The sequence below is a fragment of the Isoptericola sp. NPDC055881 genome, from assembly GCF_053615895.1.
Window position 1 is genome coordinate 1 of record NZ_JBSHCR010000033.1, and the last position, 21,553, is coordinate 21,553.

Below are 21,553 nucleotides of genomic sequence, written 5' to 3' on the forward strand. Positions count from 1 at the left end.
ACGAGCGTGCTGACTTGCTCCTCAAACCTCGGGTTTGAGGAGCACGTCAGCACGCTCGTTGCGTCCGCTGGGGTCAGCCGCGGGCCAGGTCCCGCGTCTCCCGCGACGCGCTTCCTGTCTGGGGGCATCATTTCTGCATGATCGCGAAGAGCCAGCGTGGGTGGTCGGGCGAGCCGGGCGAGCTGCTGCGGGTCGGGGAGGGCTTCCGCCTCGCGGACGTCGACCCCGACGCGAAGCCCGGGTACCAGGGCAAGAAGAAGGACGGCGCGGCCGACCTCCTCGCCGGTGAGGAGGAGCTCGACGAGCTGCAGGAGCGCCTGTACGCCCAGAGCCGTGAGGACCCGTCCGCGCCGGCCGTGCTGCTGGTGCTGCAGGCCATGGACTCGGCAGGCAAGGGCGGGATCGTGCGGCACGTCATCGGCGCGACGGACCCTCAGGGCGTTCACCTGGTGGCGTTCAAGAAGCCGACGCCGCAGGAGCTGGCGCACGACTTCCTGTGGCGCGTCGAGCGCGAGGTCCCGGAGGCGGGGTACATCGGCGTCTTCGACCGCTCGCACTACGAGGACGTGCTCATCGGGAAGGTGCGCGAGCTCGCCTCGCCCGAGGAGATCGAGCGCCGCTACGGCGCGATCAACGCGTTCGAGGCGGAGCTCGTCGCGCGAGGCACGCGGATCGTCAAGGTGATGCTGCACATCTCGCCCGAGGAGCAGAAGGAACGGCTCGGCAAGCGCCTCGAGCGCCCCGACAAGCACTGGAAGTACAACCCGGGTGACGTCGACGAGCGCCTGCTGTGGCCCCGGTACATGGAGGCCTTCCAGACCGTCTTCGAGCGCACGTCCACCGACCACGCCCCCTGGTTCGTCGTGCCGGCGAACGCGAAGTGGTACGCGCGGCTCGCGGTGCAGGCCCTGCTGCTGGACGCGCTGGAGGACATCGACCCGCAGTGGCCCGCCGCGACCTTCGACGTCGAGGTCGAGAAGGCGCGTCTCGCCGCGTCCTGACGCGACCCCTGGGTCAGCTCGCGGGCACCTGCCCCGCGTCGTCGACGGCCTCGCCGGGCAGGTTCGCGTCGAGCGGTTCCCGGTCCGTCTTGGTCCACCCGCGGTGGCCGAGCAGCTCGCGGACCAGCGCCACCACGACCACGGGCCACAGCAGCCACGTGTAGAGCATGTACGGGACCAGCCCGAACACGGCACGCAGGAACGGGTGCCTGCCGGGCTCGGTGGTCATGAGCAGCGTGAGGAAGCTCGGCACCAGCGTCAGCGTCGCGAAGAACACCAGCGACGGCCACCAGCCGGAGACGAACGGCACGTCCCCGAACAGCCAGAACGCGAGGGACAGCACGAGGCCGAGACCCATGAGCAGCTGCAGCAGGGGCATGAGCAGGTAGGCGACGTGGTCCAGCCGGGCGCCGAGCGACACCGGCGCCCGGAACGCACCACGCAGGAGGGAGAAGGCCTGCCAGTTGCCCTGCGCCCAGCGCACGCGCTGCTTGAACAGGCGGCGCAGCCGGGTCACGCCCTGCTGCTCCACGCTGGTCAGCACCGTCTGCCGTCCGCGCCAGCCGGCGCGGATCAGGCGGACGCCGATGTCCTGGTCCTCGGTGAGCCGGTCCCGCCACGGGCCGCGCTCGACGCCCGGCGGCAGCTTCTCGGTCACGACGACGTCGTCCAGGGCGGCGAGCCGCACGTACTGCCCGTTGCCGCCCATGTTGGCCGTGCCCCACGCCGAGCGCCCGAGCTGGTACACGTACGCCATCACGCCGAACTCGACGTCCTGACCCCAGGTCAGGTAGTGCCGGCGGTTGTAGATGCGCACGAGCGCCTGCACGCCGCCCACCCGCTCGTCGGTGAACGCACCCGCCAGCGCGCGCGGGGCGTCCGGCGGGATGCGTCCGTCGGCGTCCACGACCCCGACGACCACCTTGGTCGTCGGCCAGCCGGCGTACCGTCCGGCGAGCACCTCCGCGTGCACGAACTCCCACGCGTCGTCGAGGCCCGCCGACTTGCCCACCCGGGCGTTCGGGAGCTCGCGGCGCAGCACCTGCAGCTCGGGCACCTGGGCCCGCAGCCGGGCGAGCACCTCCGGCGTGCCGTCGTCGGACCCGTCGTCGACGACGACGATCGCCTTGTGGGTGGCCTCGACGGCGACGAGCCGACTCACGCTGTCGGCGATCGTCACCTCTTCGTTCAGCGCGGGCACCACGAACACCCACAGGTACTCGTCCTCGTGCGCCTGCTCGACGGCACGGCGCTGCCGCCGCCGCTCGAACCAGGCGCGCACCACCAGCCAGACGAGGACGACGACCGTGACGAGGGTGACCGCGAGCAGGAACCACATGAGGAGCTGCACGCCCGGAGGCATCCCGCGGTAGGGGTCCCACCAGGGGGCGGTGGCCGCCGCCGTCGTGGCGGTCGCGACGACGCTCACTCGCCCACCGCGTCGTACGGGTCGACGGTGGACTTCGGCGCGATCACCACGTCCTCGAGGTCCTGGGCCACGTGGTCGACGGGGGCGGGCTCGCGCACGAACGCGGGCCCGTCGAGGGCGTCGGTGCGGGCGAACCCCGCCCACTCCAGGACCTGGGCCCGCACGAAGCCGGGACCGGAGGTCTGGGGCACGGGCGTGTTGAACACGAGGTGCTCCAGCGCGGCCACGATGCGCTCGGCGGCGTGCCCGTCGCCGTAGGGGTTGGGCTGGCGGGAGAACGCCGCGTGGGCTGCCGGGTCGCTCAGCACGCGGGTCGCGGCGGCGACGATGGTGTCGGGGTCGGTGCCCACGAGCTCGAGGGTCCCGGCCTCGACGCCCTCGCTGCGCTCCGTGGTGGTGCGGGCCACCAGCACGGGCACCTGCAGCGCCGGCGCCTCCTCCTGGATCCCGCCGGAGTCGGTGAGGACGAGGGTCGAGCGGGCCAGCAGCCGGGCGAACGTCAGGTACTCCATCGGGGCGGTGAGGGTCACCTCCGGGACGTCGTCGAGCTCGGCGTGCATGGCTCGCGCGACGCGGGGGTTGGGGTGCACGGGGACGACGAACCGCACGTCGGGGTGGGCGTCGGCCAGGCGGTGCACCGCTCGGGCGACGTCCGTGATGCCCTCGCCCCAGTTCTCGCGCCGGTGGGCGGTGACGGTGACCACGCGCGTCGTCGTGTCGTGCTCGAGCCACTCGAGCTCCGGGCGCCCGTAGGCCACCTCGCGGGCCGCGGCCCACTGCAGCGCGTCGATGCCCGTGTTGCCGGTGACGTAGGTCCGCCCGATGTCGACGCCCTCGCGCACCAGGTTCTGCACGTTGTTGCGCGTCGGCGCCGCGTGGAACGACGCGATGCGCCCCACGAGCTGGCGGTTGAGCTCCTCGGGGAACGGCGACAGCGTGGTGCCGGTACGCAGGCCCGCCTCGACGTGGCCCACCGGGATGCGCAGGTGGAACGCCGCCACGGCCGCCGCTGCCGCGCTGGAGGTGTCGCCGTGCACGATGCAGGCGGCGGGGTAGCGGTCCTCGCGGACGCGGCCGCTGATGTGCTCGGGCGGCGGCCCGTAGCGGCCGGCGACGAACTCGTCCAGGCCGGCGATGACGGACGACGAGAGCTGGTTGAGCGTCAGGCCCGGCCGGCCCACCCCGAGGTCGGCGGCGACGTCGCACCCCGTGGTCTGGAGCACGTAGTCGACCAGCTCCTTGTGCTGGCCCGTCGTGACGACGACGGGGCGCAGCCGGGGGTGCTCCTGCAGGCGGCGGATCAGGGGGAACAGCTTGATGGCCTCCGGGCGGGTGCCCAGCACGACCAGGACTTCGGGGCTGACGGGAAGCGGCATCTCTCTACCTTCGTCGACGTGCGGCCGGTGGGTGCACCGACACCGATGAGTTCCGGTTCGTCTGTCGGTCGGAAGGGTGCTCGCACCGGCCGTGAGGGACGGTGCTCGTCGGAAGGAGGGCGGCCATGGTGACCGCACGCACGCACCTGTGGTTCGGCAACAACCGCGCGCACGAGGCGGCGAGCTTCTACGCCGAGCACATCCCGGGATCGTCGGTGGAGTCTGTGCTCACGTCGCCCGAGGGGGTGCCCGGGGCGGAGGCCGGCGAACCGTTCATCGTCGAGTTCACCGTAGCCGGTCTACCTGTGACCGGGCTGAACGCGGGGCCGGAGTTCCGCCTGAACGAGGCGTTCAGCATCTACCTGCAGGTCGACGGGCAGGAAGAGGTGGACCGGTACTGGGAGATCCTCACCTCCGACGGCGGCGAGCCGGGGCCGTGCGGATGGTGCAAGGACCGTTTCGGCGTGTCCTGGCAGGTGATCCCGAAGCGCCTCGAGGAGCTCAGTGGCGACTACACGACCGAGGCCCACCTGCGCGTCATGAACGCGATGCTGAAGATGGGCAAGATCGACGTCGCCGCGCTCGAGGCCGCTTCGCGCGGCGAGTGACCGGTCGGCGACCGGCGCGCGGTGCACGCCCCCACACCCGGTGGGGGCGTGCACCGCTGGCCGCCACCCCGGCCGCCCACGAGGCGGCCGCGGCACGCTAGTCCGTAGGCTCCGACCTGCCGGCGCGCCGACGGGCCCGGGCGACGACCGTCTCCGGTACCCACGCGCCGGCGACGATGAGCGCCAGGAACACACCGACGGCGGCGTCCGACCCGCGGGAGCTGACGATCAGCAGCAGGGGGATCGTCACCGCCGCCGACAGCACGTACCACCACCAGCGACGAGCCGTCCGGGCGCAGGCCGTCAGCACAGCGGAGAGCACCCCGCCGAGGGCTGCCAGAATCACGCGATACCTCCCGTCCGCTGCCCCGGTGTCACCTGCAGTAGCCGCCGGAGTAGGTGTGGGGCCACCAGGTCGCCACGGGTGGATAGCCGTAGATGACGATCTTCACGCACTTGCGCTGCGAGGCCGCAGACCTCGCCTGCCGCTGGACGAGGTACGAGGCGGTCGCGACCATTGCGCCGAAGGGGAACGGCAGCCAGGCCGCCAGGAGGCCCGCGGTGGCCCCGTCCCGCAGCTTGCGGGTCTCCTTCTTCGTGAACCGGACCGTGAGGGTGGCGAACCCGGGGTCCACCCGGGGATCGGCCACCACGGGGTACACGGTGGCGGCGTCGGGGTGGATCGTCTGGACGAGGGCGTCGCCGACCACCCGGTACTCGGTGTCGACCGGCCGGCCGGCGGCGTCGGCGGCCCACGGGCGGTCGACCACGCCCAGCACGATCGCACCGCCCTCCTCGCGCGGGGCGAGCAGCTCGACCGTGCCGTCGCCGGCCTGGGACAGCATGACGTCGTCGCCGAACGTGTAGGTGAACCTGCGCTGCCCGTCAGGGTCGGCGGTGATCGTCTGCAGGCGCACCGAGCCGTCGTCGAGGTTCTGCACGGCGGCGCTCGTCTCGCGGCCGGGCGCGTGGTAGACGACGGTGCCGTCGTCCGCCACCGTCCCTGTGTCGAGCGAGAGGTCGTCGGGGAGGTTCACCTCGAGGGAGGGCGTCGCGGCGTCGTGGCTCGTCAGGGAGACCGGCGCGTCGGGGTCGAGCGGGACGGTCGTCGTCACCATGTCTGTCCTGGCCCGGACAGCCGCGCCGTGTGCCTCGACGTCGACCACCTCACCCTGGTGGGGTGCGACCTTGTCGATGAGGTCGGCGACCTTGTCGGTCGGGTCCTCTGCCGCGACCGCGGTGGTCCCGACGCCGATCATCGCGAGTGTGAGCGTCCCGGCGACCGCAGCGCGGATCTGGGTGTGTCGTTCCATACGGGTTCCTTCGTCGTGCCGATGGGGAAGACCTGTGCGCTGGGGGTGGGGTCGTGCGGGCGCAGGGCGGCCAGGCCGGGGCCGTCCGCGTCGTCAGGAGGAGAGCTCGGCCGCGATGCGTTCCGCTCGTTCCGCCAGGTCCCCGACGTTGAGGTCGAGCACCCGGCAGACACGGACGAGCTCGGGGAACGTGAACGGGATGTGCCCGTTCAGGCGCCGGGACAGGCTGGTGAGCGCGATGCCGGCGTCGTCGGCGATCTCCACCTGGGAGAGGCCCGCGTGCGAGATCGCCGCCTTGACCGCATGCCCGATCGCCAGTGCCTCGGTGTTCAGCGACGTCGTCGGTGTCATGACTGGAACGCTAGGGGTCATATGTGACCGCGTCAACCGCTCGTCGTGCCAGATCTGGTGTAATCGTGGCGCAGCGGCTACGTTGTGTCGCATGGGTGACACGGAGTACTCGGAGGCCGACTTCCTGTATGCGCTGGGCAGCGAGGTGCGGGCATGGCGGGCCCGGCGGGGGCTCACCCGCGCCGAGCTGGCGTCGCGGGTCGGCATCTCCGTGTCGACGCTGGGTCGGATCGAGCGGTCCAGCGGCGTCGCGTCGGCGACGGTCGCGGACGTGTGGCGGATCGCCCGAGAGGTCGGCATCGGGCTCGCGGACCTCGTGCGCCGCGCCGAGGAGGCCGCCGCGCTCGCGGCGTCCGCGCCTCCCAGGCCGGACGCGCGCGTCGCGTCGATCCGGCCGGAGGACGAGGTCCGGGGGCTGCGCGCGGTCGCGCACCACGACGACACCTCGATCTTCGACGAGCAGGGCCAGGCGGGAGGCTGAGCCGTGCGGGCGCTGCTGGACCTCGCCGCCGAGCGGGACCTGTACGTCGCGTGGGACCGCGGGCTGGGTGAGCACGTGCGCGGCCTCCTCCTCCTCGACGAGGGCGTGATCCTCCTCAACGCCTGGATGAGCGAGGCGCAGCAACGCTCGACGCTCGCGCACGAGCTCGGGCACGCCTGGTACGGCCACCCGCCGGTCGGGCTCCTACACGGGGACCCGCACGACGAGCGCCAGGCGAACGAGTACGCGGCCTGCCTGCTCATCGACCCGCGGGCGTACGCCGCCGCGGAACGCGCCACCGGCGCCCACGCGGGTGCGATCGCCGCAGAGCTGGGCGTCACGGCCGAGGTGGTCGCCGCGTGGCAGGGACTCGTGCGCCGCCTCCCCGCCATCAAGGACGCGCGCGTCTACGGGGACCACGTGCGGCACCTGCGGGAGCGCCCCGTCGCCCGGCCGGGGGCCCGGCGGGCGGGCCCTCGGCCCCCGCTGACGACCCGCGGCCCGCGCACCGCCGGCCGGGCCGCTCCGACGCCGACGTCGTGATGCCGGTCCGAGCGGCGACGCCAGGTAGCCTCGGACGCCGAGCAGCCGCGCCACCTACTCCCGGAGCGAACCCCCTTGATCACCGTCGCCACCGCCAACGTCAACGGCATCCGTGCCGCGTTCCGCCGCCGCATGGACACCTGGCTGGCCACCCGCGACCCGGACGTCCTGCTGCTGCAGGAGGTCCGCGCGCCGGACGAGCTGGTGCACGAGCTCCTCGCCGGCTGGCACGTCGCGCACCTGCCCAGCGAGATCAAGGGACGTGCCGGCGTCGCTGTCGCCTCCCGGCTGCCGCTGCACGCGGTCCGTGCCGGCCTCGCCGCCCACGGCCCGGCCGGCGAGCCCGAGCCGCCCGTCGACACCGGGCGCTGGGTCGAGGCCGACGTCGAGCTGCCCGGCGGCGGCCTGCTGACCGCCGTCTCCGCCTACCTGCACTCCGGCTCCAACGGCCCCGGCCAGGAGCACACGATGACGGCCAAGTACGCCCATCTCGACAAGGTCACCGCGCGCCTCGGGGAGCTCGCGGTCGGCGACCACCCGGCGGTCGTGGCGGGCGACCTGAACGTCGCCCACCGCAACGTCGACATCGCGAACTGGAAGGGCAACCTCAAGAACGCGGGGTTCCTGCCGGAGGAGCGGGCGTACGTCGACCGCTGGCTCGACGAGCTCGGGTGGGCCGACCTGGGCCGGGTGCACGGCGGCGAGGGGCCCGGCCCCTACACCTGGTGGTCGTGGCGCGGGCAGTCCTACGCCAACGACCGCGGCTGGCGGATCGACTACCAGCTGGCCTCTCCCGCGCTCGCGGCCCGGGCCGTCAAGGTCGAGGTCGACCGTGCGCCGACCTACGAGGAGCGCTGGAGCGACCACGCCCCCGTGATCGCCACCTACGACCTGTAGCCCCGGTGGTGGGCCCCGGTGGTAGCGCCGGTGCTGTGAGCGGACGCGTGGCCCCTGCCCCGGCCGGGGAAGGGGCCACGCGTCCGCTCACAGCGCGTCAGCGCATGGCGCGCTGCACCGCGTCGTGCACGTCCGTGTTGCGCTGCGGTCCGGACAGCCGCTGCGCCCCGGGGCCCTGCGCGGTGATCGGGGTGGCCTCGCCGGTGTGCCCGCCCGTGGTCCAGTCGACGGTGAGCTCCAGGTCCGAGCCCGGGATCGGGAACGGCCCGTCCTCCGCGGTCGAACCGCTGCCGGACTCGTCGTCCGGGTCCACGTTCTCGATCGCGAGCCCGCCCGTGGCGTGGTCGCCGACGACGAGCACCAGCGTGTCCCGGTGCTTCTTCTGGAACTCGAGGGCGAGCGCGACCGTCTCGTCCAGGGAGCGTCCCGCCTGGATGGTGCGCGTGGCGTTGCCCTGGTGCGCGAACTCGTCGATCGCCTCCTCCTCGACGAAGAGGAAGAACCCGTCCCGGTCGCGCGAGAGCACGTCCAGCGCCTTCGCGGTCATGTCCACCAGCGGCACCTCGGGGGAGTAGATGTCGCCCTCGCCCTCGTTCGCCTGCTGGAACATCTCCTCGTTGGCGAACAGGCCGAGGAGGCGTCGGCCGTGGGCGTCCGCGAGGCCCTCGGCGTCGGACACGTACGTGTAGCCGAGCTGCTGGGCGCGCGCCACGAGGTCTCCCTCGGTGCCCTTGCTCTGCTCGTCCGGGTCCTCGGCAGGGTTGTCGGGCCACGCGCCCGGGTCGCCCGCGGGACGCCACCAGTCCTCGCCGCCGCCCAGCAGCACGTCGGGCCGGGAGCTCTCGAGGTACTGCCGCGCGATCTCGCTCTGGTCGTACCGGTCGGTGACATGCGCGCCGAACGCCGCCGGGCTCGCGTCGGTGATCTGCGCCGTCGACACCAGGCCGGTGGCCTTGCCCGCGGCCCGCGCGTCCTCCAGCAGGGTCGGAACGGGCGTGCCGTCCGCGTCGACGCCGACCGCACCGTTGTAGGTGCGCACGCCCGTGGCGAACGCCGTCGCGGCCGCGGCGGAGTCGGTCACGGCGTCGTCAGGGTCGGCGGAGTCGGTCGTGGTCCACCCCGCCTCGGCGAGGGAGTCCATGGCGAGACGGCCGTCCTTGCCCTCCGTGGTGAGCCGGATCAGCTCGCGCGCGGCGAGCCCCATGCCGTCGCCCTGGAGCACGATGACGTTGCGGGCGCGATCCTTGTGCCAGCCGTGGTGATGGTCGTGCCTGCTCGACGTGCTCGTCGACGTGCTCGCGTTCCGATGGTCGTTGCCGTCGCGGTCGCCGCCGGTGGCCGTCGCGCCGACCACCGTCCCTGCCGCGACCAGGCCGGCGAACGCCGCCGCGCCTGCCCGGCGCGCCGTGGTGCGTGCTGACATCGCTCCTCCTCGAACGATCGGGCCCGTCGGCGGTGGTGCCGGGGTTCCGGCGCCGGCGGGAACACCCACCGTAGGCAGGGGCCCGCTGTGCTGGCAGCCCGGGACGACGCCGAGGTCGCGCGAGGAGGAGCGGGGCGTGCGCCGCCGGTCAGGCGACCCGGCCCGCCGCGGCGGACGGCGGCGCGAGCAGGAAGCCCGGCGCGCGCAGACCGGCAGCGTCGAACGCGCCCTGCACCGCCGCGACGACGGCGTCGACCTCCGCGGCCCGCACCAGCGCGATCGCCGAGCCGCCGAAGCCGCCGCCCGTCATGCGGGCGCCGAGCGCGCCCGCGTCGAGCGCGGCGTCGACGACCAGGTCGAGCTCGCGGGCCGAGACCTCGTAGTCGTCCCGGAGGGAGACGTGGGAGGCGACCATCAGCGGCCCGACCTCGGCCACGCGCCCGTCCGTGACGAGGTCGCGGAAGCGTGCCGTGCGGGCGATCTCCGTGACCACGTGGCGCACGCGCCGGCGCAGCACGCCGTCGGCGTCGTGCGGGGCGAGCGCAGCGAGCGTCTCCTCGAGAAGGTCCGGGTCCACGTCGCGCAGGGTCTTCACCCCGAGCAGGGCCGCGGCACGCTCGCACGTGGCGCGACGCTCGGCGTACTGGCCGTCGACGAGGGCGTGCTCCGCGCGGGTGTCGACGACGAGCATCGTGAGGTCCGCCGGGCCGAGGTCGAACGGCACCGGCGTGCCGGACTCCAGCGCGGACAGCCCGGGCCGCGAGTCCACGAGCAGGGCGTGCTCGGCGGTGCAGCGCAGCGAGGCGGCCTGGTCCATGCCGCCCGTCGGTGCGCCGGCGATCTCGTTCTCCGCCCGCACGCAGGCGGTGACGAGGGTGGCGCGGCCGGCGTCGTCGGCGGCGAGCCCGAGCCCGGCGGTCTCGTCGAGCGCGACGGCGACCGCGCACTCGAGCGCCGCCGAGGAGGACAGGCCCGCGCCGAACGGCACGCACGAGTCGACGACCGCGTCGAAGCCGCGGACCGGGTGACCTGCCTCGCCCAGCGCCCACGCGACGCCGGCGACGTATGCGCCCCAGCCCGTCACGGTGCCCGGGGCGACGTCGGCCAGGGACGCCGTCCAGAGCGTGCCCGGAGCCTGCGCCGAACCGAGGCGCACCGTGTCGTCGTCGCGGTGCCGCAGCGCGACGTACGTCCGGTGGGGGAGCGCGGTCGGCAGCGCCAGGCCGCCGTTGTAGTCCGTGTGCTCGCCGATGAGGTTGACCCGGCCAGGCGCGGCCCAGACGCCGTCGGGCTCACCGCCGTCCTCGCCGAAGACCTGCGCGAACAGGGCGCGCACGCGCTGCGCGCCGTCCTCGTCGGACCAGGACTCGAGCCACTCGGGCGTGCTCATGGCGGGACAGCTCCTTCGCGGGACGGCAGGCGGGCACCGGCGTGGCGCCCGGGCGAGGGTACCGCGCGTCAGCCCTGCACGGGGCTGAGGTTCAGCCGCATCCCGGCGAGCCCGCGGGAGCGGCCGGCCAGCGTCCGAGCCACGTCGCGCAGCACGGCGGCCCCGGCGGACCCCGGGTCGGAGAGGACCACGGGGGTGCCGTCGTCACCCGCGGCGCGGACCGCGACGTCGAGCGGCACCTGCCCCAGCAGCGGCACCTCGGTGCCGAGCGTCGAGCCCAGCCGGTCCGCGACCCGCTGCCCACCGCCGGAGCCGAAGACCTCCAGCCGGGAGCCGTCCGGCTGCTCCAGCCACGACATGTTCTCCACGACGCCCACCACGCCCTGCGACGTCTGCGTGGCGATCGACCCGGCGCGCTCCGCCACCTCGGCGGCGGCGGCCTGCGGGGTCGTGACCACGACGATCTCGCTGCCCGGCAGCAGCTGCGCCACCGAGATCGCGATGTCGCCGGTGCCGGGCGGCAGGTCCAGCAGCAGCACGTCGAGGTCGCCCCAGTACACGTCCGCGAGGAACTGCTCCAGGGCGCGGTGCAGCATGGGCCCGCGCCAGACGACCGCCTGGCCCGCCGGCACGAACATCCCGATCGACACGACCTTCACGCCGTGGGCGATCGGCGGGAGCAGCATGGAGTCCACCCGCGTGGGCTGCCGGTCCACGCCCAGCATGCGGGGGATCGAGAACCCGTAGATGTCGGCGTCGACCACACCCACGTTGAGCCCGTCGGCGGCGAGCGCCGCCGCGAGGTTCGCCGTCACGCTCGACTTGCCCACGCCGCCCTTGCCGGACGCGATCGCGTACACCTTCGTCAGCGAGCCGGGCTGCGCGAACGGGATCACCGGGTCGCCGGCGCCGCCGCGCAGCTGCGAGCGCAACGACTGCCGCTGCTCGGGCGTCATGACGCCGAGCTGCACGTCCACGCCGGTCACGCCGTCGAGCGCTTCGACGGCGGCGGTGACGTCGCGCACGAGGGTGGACTTCATCGGGCAGCCGGCCACGGTGAGGTCGACGCCGACCGTGACGCGGCCCTCGTCGTGCACGTCGACCGAGCGGACCATGCCGAGGTCGGTGATGGGTCGGCGGATCTCCGGGTCGACCACCGACGCCAGCGCGGTACGGATGCGATCGCTCAGCGGTGCGGGGCCGTCGGGGGTGCCGGTGGTCATGCCTCGATCCTAGGTCCGGCGGGCGGGGGCGCCGGTGCGGCGTGGGTCACGACGCCCGAAGGCGGCGGCCACGCGGCGGGCGAGCAGGCCGACGTCCACGCGGCCCTGGGTGTCCTGCCGCACCACCGGTCCGAGCGCGAGCGGGGCGCCGTGGGCGGACCAGGCCGTCCACTGCGCAGCCAGGTCGCGGTCGTCCGCGTGCACGGGGTGGCGAGCCGGGCTCCGGGACGCCGCCCGGGCCTCGTACCGGGAGCGCGCCACCTCGGGCGGCACGTCGCACCAGACCTCGACGACGGCGTCCGCGCCCGCGGTCGCCAGGCCGCGCAGCGCGTGGTCCAGGTCCCGCGGCCGGAACCACCAGGACTCCACGACGACGCGCGGCACGGGTGCCGCGGCCAACCGCCAGACCACTTCCGCGGCCGCGACGCCGAGGTCCGCGTGCAGGCGCGGGTCGACGGCGTCGGCCAGCGCCTCCTTGGCGGTGTCCTTGCCCAGGCAGGGCGCGTCCAGCAGCATCGCGAGCGGGCCCGCGAGCGTCGTCTTGCCGGAACCGGGCAGCCCGTTGACCAGCACCACCTGTCGTGCCACGCGTCCTCCTGCGGGCGTCGTCTCGTCGTGCGTGGTGCTCCCTGGGCCTAGGCCCGGTGTGGCGAGCCGTGTGGCGGGCCGTGTGGCGGGCCGTCGTCGTCGCCGACGAACTGCAGCAGCCGGTCGCGGGAGCGGGCGAGGTGGTCGAGCATCGCCTCGGACGCGCCCGCCGGGTCGCGGTCGACGATCCGGTCGACGATCGTCGCGTGCTCGTCGACCGTCGCGGAGCCCGCGGAGCTGTCGTAGGCCAGGCGGAAGGCGTGCAGGTGGCAGTGCATGCGCTCGAACGTCTTCGTGATGACCTCGTTCCCGCTGATGCGCAGGATCGTGTCGTGCAGCCGGGAGTCGTGGGCGCTGAACTCCCGGTAGGCGTCGAAGCCCGAGCCCTCGGGCGCCGCGGGGAACTCGCGCTGCTCGTCGCGCAGGGTCGCGAGCTCGGCGTCGGTCCCGACGGTGGCCGCACGGGCGGCGCCGTACGGTTCGAACAGCATCCTGAACTGCCAGAGCTCCTCGATCTCCCGGCGTCGCAGCAGGCCGGTGGTCCGGTAGCCCTTCAGATGGACCTGCTCGACGAGACCGTCCGACTCGAGCCGCGCGAGAGCTTCCCGCACCGGCGTCGCGGAGACGCCGAGCGCGTTCGCCACGGAGTTGATGTTGATCCTGCTGGCCGGCGGGATCTCGTTGCGCAGGATGGCCGCGGTGAGGAAGGCGTAGACGTCGCCGGAGACCATCCGTCGCGACAGCGGGGGAGAGGGCTGCGCCGCAGGCCAGACGGGTGTCACGCTCTCACAATAGCCGGGCGCCCCCCTCGTGATCGGCGGAGCCGACAGGTGGGGCGGCCCGGCGGAGCCGCCCGGCGCAGCGGCGGGGTGGCGCCGCGCCGGCGGCCCGGGTCAGGGTCGTCGTGTCCGCAGGTCCTGCATGCCGCCGTCGACGGCGATCGCGGTGCCGGTCGTGGACCCGGACCGCGGGCTCGCCAGGTAGGCGACGGCGTCGGCGACCTCGGCCGCGGTGACCAGCCGGCCGTGGGGCTGTCGCGCGTCGAGCGCGGCTCGCTCGGCGGCCGGGTCGTCGGCGGCGTCGAGCAGGCGGGCGACCCACGGCGTGTCCGCCGTGCCGGGGGAGACGGCGTTGACGCGGATGCCGTCCTGGAGGTGGTCGGCGGCCATCGCCCGGGTGAGGGAGAGCACGGCGCCCTTGGACGCGCTGTAGAGCGCGCGGTCGGGGAGGCCCGCGGTGGCGGCGATGGAGGCGACGTTCACGATCGCCGGCGAGGGCGAGACCCGCAGGTGCGGCAGCGCCTCTCGGCAGACCCGGGCGAGGCCGATCACGTTGACGTCGAGCACCGTCTGCCAGGTCGCGTCGTCGTTGTCGGCGACCGTGCCGCGAGCCCCGATCCCGGCGCTGTTGACGACGATGTCGATCGCGCCGTGGTGTCCCACGACGGTCGCGATGCCACTCGCGACGGCGGCCGCGTCCGTGACGTCGACCGGCACGGCCAGGTCGGGGGAGTCGGCGGCGGGCGCACGGTCGAGGACGGCGACGCGCGCTCCGCCGTCGCGGAGCCTGGTGACGACGGCGGCGCCGATCCCTGAGGCGCCTCCGGTCACGACGGCGACGAGGCCGGAGAACTCTGTCGGGTCAGCCATGGCGGTCTCCTTTGAAGGGTGGGTCCGAGGGGTGGGTGCGTGGGGGTGGCTTCGAGGGGGGCGAGGTGCCGGGAGGGGTGCGCGGAGCGTCAGGCGACGAACGACTGGTGCTGCCTGCCGAGGCCCTCGATCTCGAGCTCGCAGCGGTCGCCCGCGCGGAGGTACGGGAACCGGCCGGACAGCGCGACGCCCTCCGGGGTGCCCGTCAGCAGGAGGTCGCCCGGCTCGAGGACCAGGTACTGGCTCAGGTGGTGCACGAGGACCTCGACGCCGAAGATCAGGTCGGCGGTCGACGAGTCCTGACGCGGCTCCCCGTTGACCCAGCTCCGGAGGCGGAGGTCGCGGTGGTCCACCTCGTCCGGCGTCACGAGCGTCGGTCCGACGGGCGTGAAGCCGGCCGCGCTCTTGCCCTTGCCCCACTGGCCGCCGGGGCGCCCGAGCTGCCAGTCCCGTTCGGAGAGGTCGTTGGCGACGACGAAGCCGGCGACGTGCGCCATGCTCTCGTCGGGCGAGGACAGGTACGACGCGGTGGAGCCGATGACGACGCCGAGCTCGACCTCCCAGTCGGTCTTCTCGCTGCCGCGGGGGATGGTCACGGGGTCGTCGGGTCCGACGACCGTGTTCGACGGCTTGTAGAACAGGACGGGTTCCTGCGGCGGCTCCGCCCCTGACTCGGCGGCGTGCGCGGCGTAGTTCATGCCGATGCACATGACCGTCCCCGGTCGCGCGATCGGTGCGCCACGGCGCAGCCCGGTGGTGTCGAGCTCCTGGAGGTGGCCGGCGGCGAGCAGCGCGGCGGCGGACCGCGGGCCGTCCGAGGCGAGGAACCGGCCGTCGACGTCCGCGGTCAGCGGTCGGAGGTCGTAGCTGGCCCCGTCGGTCTGGAGGACGGGGATCTCCGCCCCTGCTGGTCCGAGCCTGGCGAACTTCATCAGACGTGCCTCTCTGCCGTGTCCGGTGGTCGCGCGACCCAGGTCGGTAGCGCGTGAAAATCATATAGCATACGATTCGTCGCTCACGGAGAGAGGTCCAAAGATGCCCCGAATCACCAGCGCCACGGCCGCGCTCATCGACGTCGAGGTCGAGACAGAACGGACGGATGCCGTCCAGAGCTTCGTCAAGCAGGAGACGATCGTCGTCGACCTGGAGACCGACGACGGGCTGTCCGGCACCGGGTACTCGTACACGATCGGCACGGGTGGGCCGTCGGTGGTCGCCCTGCTGCGCACGAGCCTTCTCCCGCTGCTGGTCGGGGAGGACCCGCGAGATGTCGAGGCCCTCTGGCTCCGCCTGCGCAACGCGACCCGCGCGACCACGGTCGGGGCGATCACCAGCCTGGCGCTGGCCGCTGTCGACACCGCGCTGTGGGACCTGCGGTGCCTGAGCGCCGGTCAGCCGCTGTGGCGCCTCGCCGGCGGCGCGCAGCGGACCGTGCCGCTCTACGACACCGAGCGCGGTTGGCTGCACCTCACCCAGGACGAGCTCGTCGCCGGCGCCGTCGCCGCCAAGGAGGCCGGCTGGGGCGGGACGAAGATCAAGATCGGCAAGCCGGACGTGAGCGAGGACGTCGCGAGGCTCCGCGCCGTGCGGGAGGCCGTCGGGCCAGGGTTCGACATCATGACCGACGCGAACCAAGGGTTCACCGCCGCCGAGGCGGTACGGCGTGCGGCAGCGTTCTCGTCCCTCGACCTCGGCTGGATCGAGGAGCCGATGCCCGCCGACGACGTCAGCGGGCACGTGCGGCTCGCGGCGGGGACGTCGATCCCGGTCGCCGTGGGGGAGTCCCTGTACTCGGTCGGCCAGTTCCGCGACTACCTGCACCGCGGCGCCGCGTCCGTGGTGCAGCCGGACGTCGCCCGCATCGGGGGCATCACCCCGTGGCTCAAGGTGGCCCACCTTGCCGAGGCGTACGACGTCGAGGTCTGCCCCCACTTCCTCATGGAGCTGCACGTGAGCCTCGTGGCCGCCGTGCCCAACGGCCGCTACGTGGAGCACATCCCGCAGCTGCGGGCGATCACCCACGGCGAGATCGAGATCGTCGGGGGCCGCGCCGTCGCCCCCGACGTCCCGGGCCTCGGGATCGACTGGGACCGGGACGCGATGGACGACCGCCGCGTCGCCTGACCGGCGGCACCGACCAAGAAGCAACAGCGAAAGGACGACGATGTCTTCAGCAGTTCACCAGGAGGCCAAGCAGAACACGCCGCTCGGCGTGGCGGCCGCCTCCCTCGTCGGGTCGGCCCTGGAGTGGTACGACTTCTACCTGTACGGCACCGCTGCCGCACTCGTGTTCAACAAGATCATCTTCGAGAGCAGCAACCCCACGGTCGCGACGCTGGCCGCCTTCACCACGTTCGCCCTGGGCTACTTCATCCGCCCGCTGGGCGGCCTGGTGTTCGGGCGCATGGGCGACCTCTTCGGCCGCAAGCACGTCCTGGTGGTCACGCTGCTCATCATGGGCGGCGCGACCTTCCTCATGGGCTTCGTCCCCTCGTACGACGCCATCGGGATCTGGGCCCCCGTGATCCTCGTGGTGCTGCGGCTCGTCCAGGGTCTGGGCGCCGGCGCGGAGTTCGGCAGCGCCGCGGTGTTCTCGGTCGAGAACGCCGATCCTCGACGCCGCGGCCTGCACGGGGCGTGGCCGTCGTCGGGCGTCTACCTGGGCCTGCTCCTCGCCTCCGGCGTGTTCGCCCTGGTCACGCAGCTCCCGGAGGACGACTTCCTCGCCTGGGGATGGCGCATCCCGTTCTGGCTGAGCCTCGTCGTCGTGGCGGTCGCGCTCGTCATCCGGCTCCGGCTCGTCGAGAGCCCCGCCTTCGTCGAGATGCAGGAGGAGGCGCCCGCGCAGGAGAAGGCCCCCGTGAAGAAGGTCTTCCGGCACGAGAAGAAGGGCATGCTGCTCCTCGTGCTCACGCAGACGCCGCAGAACGTCGTCTCGTCGATCAACCTGGCCTTCCTCACGGCCTACCTCGCGGGCACGCTCGCGCTCTCGGACTCCATCGGGCCGCTCGCCACGACCATCGGTACCGCGGTGACCATGGTGACGCTGCCGCTCTTCGGTCTCCTGTCCGACCGCGTCGGCCGACGTCCCGTGATCCTCAGCGGCATGGTCTTCTCCGCCCTGTTCGCGTTCCCCTACTTCTGGCTGATCGACGGCGGCCAGGCGCCGCTGCCGATCACCGTCGCCGTGGTGCTCAGCCTCGGCCTGGGGATCGGGGCCATGTTCGGCCCGCAGGCGGCCTACTTCGCCGAGCTGTTCACCGGCGTCGGTCGGCTCACGGGCCTCGCGTTCTCGCGGGAGGTCGCCGGTGCGCTCACGGCAGGGACGACGCCCGTCGTCGCGATCGCCCTCGTCGCGGCAGCCGGCGGAGGGTCCTGGCTGGTGGCGGTCTTCATCGTCGCGGCCTGCCTCGTCGGCATCGTCGCGCTCACCGTCGGCGGCGAGACGCGGGGCCGGGACCTGCGCTCGACGACCGTCGCGGAGCTCGAGGACTCCACCGGCTCGTTCCGCGGCTAGCCCGAGCCGGGCCCAGGACGCCGGGCCCAGGTCGTCGGGCCCAGGACGTCGGGGTTCGAGCGGTGACGCGGTCCGAGCGGTGACGCGGTCCGTCGCCGCTCGGACCCCGCGCGACGTGTCACGGTGCTCCGGTCAGGACGACGGGACGTCGCGGCGGCGCTCCGACTCCTTCTCGTCCAGCTCCTCGAGCAGGTTGCGGATCTCCGACCGCACGAAGTCGCGCGTCGCGACCTCGCCCAGCGCGATGCGGAGGGCCGCCATCTCGCGTGCCAGGTACTCCGTGTCGGCGAGGTTGCGCTCCGCACGCTGCCGGTCCTGCTCCGCCGTGACCCGGTCCCGGTCGTCCTGCCGGTTCTGCGCCAGCAGGATCAGCGGTGCGGCGTAGCTCGCCTGCAACGAGAGCATGAGCGTCAGCGCGGTGAAACCGTTCGACGCGCTGTCGAACCGCAGCCCCTCGGGCCCCCACGAGTTCCACGCCAGCCACACCGCGCAGAACACGGTGAGATAGATGAGGAACCGCGGCGTGCCCAGGAAGCGGGCGATCCCCTCGGTGGCCCGGCCCACCGCGTCCTGGTCCATCTGCGGCCGCGGGATGAGGGTGCGCCGGGCCTCCTTCGGCTGGTCGAGACGGTCAGCCACGCGGCACCTCCTCCAGGTTCTCGTCGATGTGCTCGCGCCAGTCGTCGGGGAGGATGTGGTCCAGCACGTCGTCCACCGACACCGCGCCCAGCAGCCGTTTCTCGGAGTCGAGCACGGGCAGCGCGAGGAGGTCGTACGCCGCCAGCAGGCGGGTCACGCGGCCCACGGGGGCGTCCGGGGTCAGCCACTCGGTGTCCGTGTCGAGCACCGACCCCACCGACGCGTGCGGCGGCTCCCGCAGCAGGCGCTGGAAGTGCGCCACGCCGAGGAACCGGCCCGTCGGCGTCTCCAGCGGCGGCCGCGCCACGAACACCATCGACGCCAGCGCCGGCGGGAGGTCCTGCTTGCGGATCTGCGCCAGGGCGGTGGCGATGGACGTCTCCGGACCGAGGATCACCGGCTCCGTGGTCATGAGGCCGCCCGCCGTGTCCTCGTCGTAGGACAGCAGGCGGCGCACGTCCTTCGCCTCCTCCGGCTCCATCAGCTCCAGGAGGCGGGTGGCCTGCTCGTCGGGCAGCTCGTTCAGCAGGTCGGCCGCGTCGTCCGGCTGCATCGCCTCGAGCACGTCGGCGGCGCGCCCTGAGTCCAGGCGCGACACGATCGAGACCTGGTCGTCCTCCGGCAGCTCCTCGAGGACGTCGGCCAGGCGCTCGTCGTCGAGGGCGCTCGCGACCTCCAGCCGCCGCGTGTCACCGAGCTCGTGCAGCACGTCGGCCAGATCGGCAGGGCGGAGGTCCTCGTACGCCTCCAGGAGCTTGGTGGCGCCCTGCTCCTGCGTCGAGCCCGCGAGCCCGGTGACGGCGTCCACCGGCACCACCAGCGTCTCGCCCCGCCGGCGCAGCGACAGCCCCTTGGACGCCTGGCGGCGACGCACGAAGAGCTGGTCCACCAGCCAGTCGCCCGTCCGCTGGCGCGTGATCGACAGGTCCTCGACCGTCGCCTCGCCCGAGCCGTCCGTGAACCGCACCGTGCGGTCCAGCAGCTCGCCCAGCACGAGCGACTCCATCGCCCGCTGCTCGAAGCGCCGCATGTTGAGCAGGCCCGTGGAGAGCACCTGCCCCGCGTCGATCGCCGTCACCCGCGTCAACGGGAGGAAGACGCGCCGGCGCCCCGCGACCTCGACGACCAGACCGACGGCGCGCGGGGCGCCCTTGGCGCGGATCAGGACGACCGCGTCACGCACGCGCCCCACCTCGTCACCGATCGGGTCGAAGACCTGGGTGCCGGCGAGGCGTGCCACAAAGACCCTGCTTGCCGCGCTCACGTCGGTCAGCCTACGCGGAGGGGCACCGTCGGTCCTGGTAGGAGGCTGGTCGGAGGCGCGTGGTGTGGTGGTGCCAGGGCCCCGACTGGGCCAGACTGGGCGAATGAGCTTCAGCCGCCCGAACGCCGTGCCCCGCGTCCCGACCCCGCCGGCCGGGGACGAGGTCGCCGCGTACGACACGTACCTCGAGGCCCAGCAGGCCGTCGACTACCTGTCGGACCACAAGTTCGCCGTCGAGCACGTGACCATCGTCGGCACCGACCTGCGCATGGTCGAGCGGGTCACCGGGCGGCTCACGTACGGCCGGGTGGCGCTCGCGGGAGCGCTGTCGGGGGCCTGGTTCGGCTTCTTCGTCGGGCTGCTGCTCAGCCTGTTCGGCGGCGCGACGGCGGGGGGAGTGCTGCTCGTCGCCATCGGCCTCGGTGCCGGCTTCGGGCTGCTGTTCTCCGTGCTGTCCTACGCGCTGACCGGCGGGCGTCGTGACTTCACGTCGTCGTCGCAGATCGTCGCGTCCACGTACGCCATCCTCTGCGGCGCCGAGCACGCCGGCGACGCCCGCGCCATGCTGCTGCAGTCCCCGGGCGGGCTGGGCAAGGCGCGCCGAGGCGCGGCGGCTGGCGCCCCCGCCGCGACGCCGACCGTCGCGGCTCCCGTCGTCACCACGCCCGCTGCGCCGCGCACCCCCGACCCGCGCTGGACCACGCCCAGCGGCGCACCGCGGTACGGCGCCATGCGCCCCACCGACCCGCAGCCCACCGCTCAGCCGCAGGCACCGCAGCCCGACGCCGCACAGCCGGACGCCGCGCAGCCGGAGGCCGCACAGCCGGACGCTGCACAGCAAGGCGACGCGCAGCCCCCGACGTCGGAGCACGACGACCCGTACCGTCCGCCCCAGCCCTGATACCTCAGCCCTGATATCCCGGCCCTGATATCCCGGCCCTGATACCCCGGCCCTGATACCCCGGCCCTGTTCCGTTCGGCACCAGCTGCATCGGTTCGGCAGGACGACGTGCCGAACAGATCCACGGGCTGCCGAACGGATCCGTGCTGGATGCTCTCAGGGCGGCGGAGGCAGCAGCGGGTGCGTCCGCATCGCCCGGCGCACGTGGTCCGGGAACCGCCCGGCCAGCATGGCGAGCACCTCGCCGAGACGGGCGTTCCCGACCGCTGTCACCCGCACCGGGTTGACGTCCGTGGCGCGGATGGCGTCGAACCGCGCCTTCTCGCGCAGCAGCTCCTGTGCGGCGTCGTGCCCGGGCCGCACACCTCCGTCGCGGTACTTGGCCAGCCCGTCGAACTCCGCGTACACGCCCCACTCCGGGCACCCCAGGTCGCAGTGGAAGGTGCCGCGCGCCGTGACGACCGGTGCCTGCGTGACCGGCCGGGGCAGGCCGGAGCGCAGTGCGACGTACCGGAGCCAGGTCTCCCACGCCGAGTCGACGCCCTTCTCGGCGTGGTCGAGGACCCACGCAGCGCGGCGCGTGCCGTGACGTTGTGCCGTGACGCCGAGCGCGGCACGGCACGCGGCCAGGTCGAGGCCGCGCGCCACGGCATGGTCCGCGATGACGAGGCCTTCCAGCGGATGCATGGTCCGCGCACAGTCCGCCACGGTGCGGGCCAGGGTGGTGACGGGCAGTCCGTCGAGGAGTCCGCGGTGCTCCGGCGGCAGGCGCAGGCGGTGGCGTCTCAGGTCGCCTGCGGCGCGGCCCGAACGGCGATAGGGCTGCAGCACGTGGGTGGCGGTCGGCGGGCGCCACAGACGGAGGCCGTGCAGCAGGGCGGCAGTCTCGTGGCTGAACACGTGGTCGGCGGCGAGCTGACGGTGCGCGGCCTGCGCGACCGCTCCGGCGCGCCGTCGTGC

The 21,553-nt window shown here is 73.5% G+C and carries 23 protein-coding genes; 8 read left to right on the forward strand and 15 right to left on the reverse strand.

What is annotated here, in order from left to right; genetic code table 11:
• Positions 1-137 precede the first annotated feature (137 nt).
• Positions 138-1,001 (forward strand): polyphosphate kinase 2 family protein, encoded by an 864-nt coding sequence (locus ACWGKI_RS11680; RefSeq protein WP_452187126.1) that lies wholly within the window; start codon positions 138-140, stop codon positions 999-1,001.
• 13 nt (positions 1,002-1,014) lie between these two features.
• Here ACWGKI_RS11680 and ACWGKI_RS11685 read toward each other — a convergent pair whose 3' ends face one another.
• Entirely contained in the window at positions 1,015-2,430 is a 1,416-nt protein-coding gene (locus ACWGKI_RS11685) for a glycosyltransferase family 2 protein (protein ID WP_452187128.1), read from the reverse strand.
• Positions 2,427-3,806, reverse strand: a complete 1,380-nt coding sequence (wecB, locus tag ACWGKI_RS11690; protein ID WP_452187130.1) for a non-hydrolyzing UDP-N-acetylglucosamine 2-epimerase — start codon at positions 3,804-3,806, stop codon at positions 2,427-2,429. The genes ACWGKI_RS11685 and wecB overlap by 4 nt, the downstream gene beginning before the upstream one ends.
• Before the next feature lie 125 nt (positions 3,807-3,931).
• On the opposite strand from wecB, the gene ACWGKI_RS11695 reads away from it, so the two are divergent.
• The gene (locus ACWGKI_RS11695; RefSeq protein ID WP_452187132.1) at positions 3,932-4,414 is read left to right on the forward strand and encodes a VOC family protein; all 483 of its coding nucleotides are present in this window, start codon (positions 3,932-3,934) and stop codon (positions 4,412-4,414) included.
• A gap of 97 nt (positions 4,415-4,511) precedes the next feature.
• On the opposite strand, the gene ACWGKI_RS11700 is transcribed toward ACWGKI_RS11695, so the two are convergent.
• From ACWGKI_RS11700 to ACWGKI_RS11710, 3 genes are all read right to left on the reverse strand, one after another.
• Entirely contained in the window at positions 4,512-4,760 is a 249-nt protein-coding gene (locus ACWGKI_RS11700) for a hypothetical protein (RefSeq protein ID WP_380245087.1), read from the reverse strand.
• 28 nt (positions 4,761-4,788) lie between these two features.
• Positions 4,789-5,727: a hypothetical protein gene (locus ACWGKI_RS11705; RefSeq protein WP_452187134.1), complete on the reverse strand. Its 939-nt coding sequence runs from the start codon at positions 5,725-5,727 to the stop codon at positions 4,789-4,791.
• A gap of 93 nt (positions 5,728-5,820) precedes the next feature.
• Positions 5,821-6,078: a helix-turn-helix domain-containing protein gene (locus ACWGKI_RS11710; protein ID WP_380245085.1), complete on the reverse strand. Its 258-nt coding sequence runs from the start codon at positions 6,076-6,078 to the stop codon at positions 5,821-5,823.
• Positions 6,079-6,169: 91 nt separating this feature from the next.
• Between ACWGKI_RS11710 and ACWGKI_RS11715 the strand changes: the two genes are divergently transcribed.
• The 3 genes from ACWGKI_RS11715 to ACWGKI_RS11725 all read left to right on the forward strand — a co-directional run bounded on the left by ACWGKI_RS11715 (position 6,170) and on the right by ACWGKI_RS11725 (position 7,999).
• Complete coding sequence (locus ACWGKI_RS11715) at positions 6,170-6,559, forward strand: helix-turn-helix domain-containing protein (RefSeq protein ID WP_380245084.1); 390 nt, start codon at positions 6,170-6,172, stop codon at positions 6,557-6,559.
• A gap of 3 nt (positions 6,560-6,562) precedes the next feature.
• Positions 6,563-7,102 carry an ImmA/IrrE family metallo-endopeptidase gene (locus tag ACWGKI_RS11720; RefSeq protein WP_452187136.1) on the forward strand — a complete coding sequence of 180 codons (540 nt, stop codon included), beginning with the start codon at positions 6,563-6,565 and terminating at the stop codon, positions 7,100-7,102.
• Positions 7,103-7,177: 75 nt separating this feature from the next.
• Positions 7,178-7,999 (forward strand): exodeoxyribonuclease III, encoded by an 822-nt coding sequence (locus ACWGKI_RS11725; protein ID WP_452187138.1) that lies wholly within the window; start codon positions 7,178-7,180, stop codon positions 7,997-7,999.
• A gap of 97 nt (positions 8,000-8,096) precedes the next feature.
• Here the strand turns inward: ACWGKI_RS11725 and ACWGKI_RS11730 are convergent, their stop codons facing one another.
• The 7 genes from ACWGKI_RS11730 to ACWGKI_RS11760 form a co-directional block, all read right to left on the reverse strand.
• The gene (locus tag ACWGKI_RS11730; protein WP_452187140.1) at positions 8,097-9,422 is read right to left on the reverse strand and encodes an alkaline phosphatase; all 1,326 of its coding nucleotides are present in this window, start codon (positions 9,420-9,422) and stop codon (positions 8,097-8,099) included.
• A 148-nt stretch (positions 9,423-9,570) separates the two neighbouring features.
• Entirely contained in the window at positions 9,571-10,812 is a 1,242-nt protein-coding gene (galK, locus tag ACWGKI_RS11735) for a galactokinase (protein WP_452187142.1), read from the reverse strand.
• Positions 10,813-10,880: 68 nt separating this feature from the next.
• Positions 10,881-12,035: a P-loop NTPase gene (locus ACWGKI_RS11740; RefSeq protein WP_380244370.1), complete on the reverse strand. Its 1,155-nt coding sequence runs from the start codon at positions 12,033-12,035 to the stop codon at positions 10,881-10,883.
• Positions 12,036-12,044: 9 nt separating this feature from the next.
• Positions 12,045-12,623: an AAA family ATPase gene (locus ACWGKI_RS11745; protein WP_452187144.1), complete on the reverse strand. Its 579-nt coding sequence runs from the start codon at positions 12,621-12,623 to the stop codon at positions 12,045-12,047.
• A 47-nt stretch (positions 12,624-12,670) separates the two neighbouring features.
• A complete protein-coding gene (locus tag ACWGKI_RS11750; RefSeq protein WP_452187146.1) occupies positions 12,671-13,405 on the reverse strand; it encodes a GntR family transcriptional regulator in 735 nt (244 codons plus the stop codon).
• A gap of 111 nt (positions 13,406-13,516) precedes the next feature.
• Positions 13,517-14,272 (reverse strand): SDR family NAD(P)-dependent oxidoreductase, encoded by a 756-nt coding sequence (locus ACWGKI_RS11755; RefSeq protein ID WP_380244367.1) that lies wholly within the window; start codon positions 14,270-14,272, stop codon positions 13,517-13,519.
• Positions 14,273-14,361: 89 nt separating this feature from the next.
• Positions 14,362-15,204 (reverse strand): fumarylacetoacetate hydrolase family protein, encoded by an 843-nt coding sequence (locus ACWGKI_RS11760; protein ID WP_452187148.1) that lies wholly within the window; start codon positions 15,202-15,204, stop codon positions 14,362-14,364.
• 103 nt (positions 15,205-15,307) lie between these two features.
• Between ACWGKI_RS11760 and ACWGKI_RS11765 the strand changes: the two genes are divergently transcribed.
• Both ACWGKI_RS11765 and ACWGKI_RS11770 read left to right on the forward strand, forming a co-directional pair.
• On the forward strand, positions 15,308-16,396 hold the full coding sequence (locus ACWGKI_RS11765) for a mandelate racemase/muconate lactonizing enzyme family protein (RefSeq protein ID WP_380244365.1): 1,089 nt from the start codon (positions 15,308-15,310) through the stop codon (positions 16,394-16,396).
• A gap of 40 nt (positions 16,397-16,436) precedes the next feature.
• A complete protein-coding gene (locus tag ACWGKI_RS11770; RefSeq protein ID WP_380244364.1) occupies positions 16,437-17,789 on the forward strand; it encodes an MFS transporter in 1,353 nt (450 codons plus the stop codon).
• 132 nt (positions 17,790-17,921) lie between these two features.
• Here ACWGKI_RS11770 and ACWGKI_RS11775 read toward each other — a convergent pair whose 3' ends face one another.
• A complete protein-coding gene (locus ACWGKI_RS11775; RefSeq protein WP_380244363.1) occupies positions 17,922-18,428 on the reverse strand; it encodes a DUF1003 domain-containing protein in 507 nt (168 codons plus the stop codon).
• The gene (locus tag ACWGKI_RS11780) at positions 18,421-19,692 is read right to left on the reverse strand and encodes a magnesium transporter MgtE N-terminal domain-containing protein (protein ID WP_380244362.1); all 1,272 of its coding nucleotides are present in this window, start codon (positions 19,690-19,692) and stop codon (positions 18,421-18,423) included. The genes ACWGKI_RS11775 and ACWGKI_RS11780 overlap by 8 nt, the downstream gene beginning before the upstream one ends.
• A 103-nt stretch (positions 19,693-19,795) precedes the next feature.
• Here ACWGKI_RS11780 and ACWGKI_RS11785 point away from each other — a divergent pair, with 103 nt between their 5' ends.
• On the forward strand, positions 19,796-20,593 hold the full coding sequence (locus ACWGKI_RS11785; RefSeq protein WP_452187151.1) for a general stress protein: 798 nt from the start codon (positions 19,796-19,798) through the stop codon (positions 20,591-20,593).
• A 156-nt stretch (positions 20,594-20,749) separates the two neighbouring features.
• Here the strand turns inward: ACWGKI_RS11785 and ACWGKI_RS11790 are convergent, their stop codons facing one another.
• On the reverse strand, positions 20,750-21,493 hold the full coding sequence (locus ACWGKI_RS11790) for a hypothetical protein (RefSeq protein ID WP_452187153.1): 744 nt from the start codon (positions 21,491-21,493) through the stop codon (positions 20,750-20,752).
• Between the last annotated feature and the right edge of the window lie 60 nt (positions 21,494-21,553).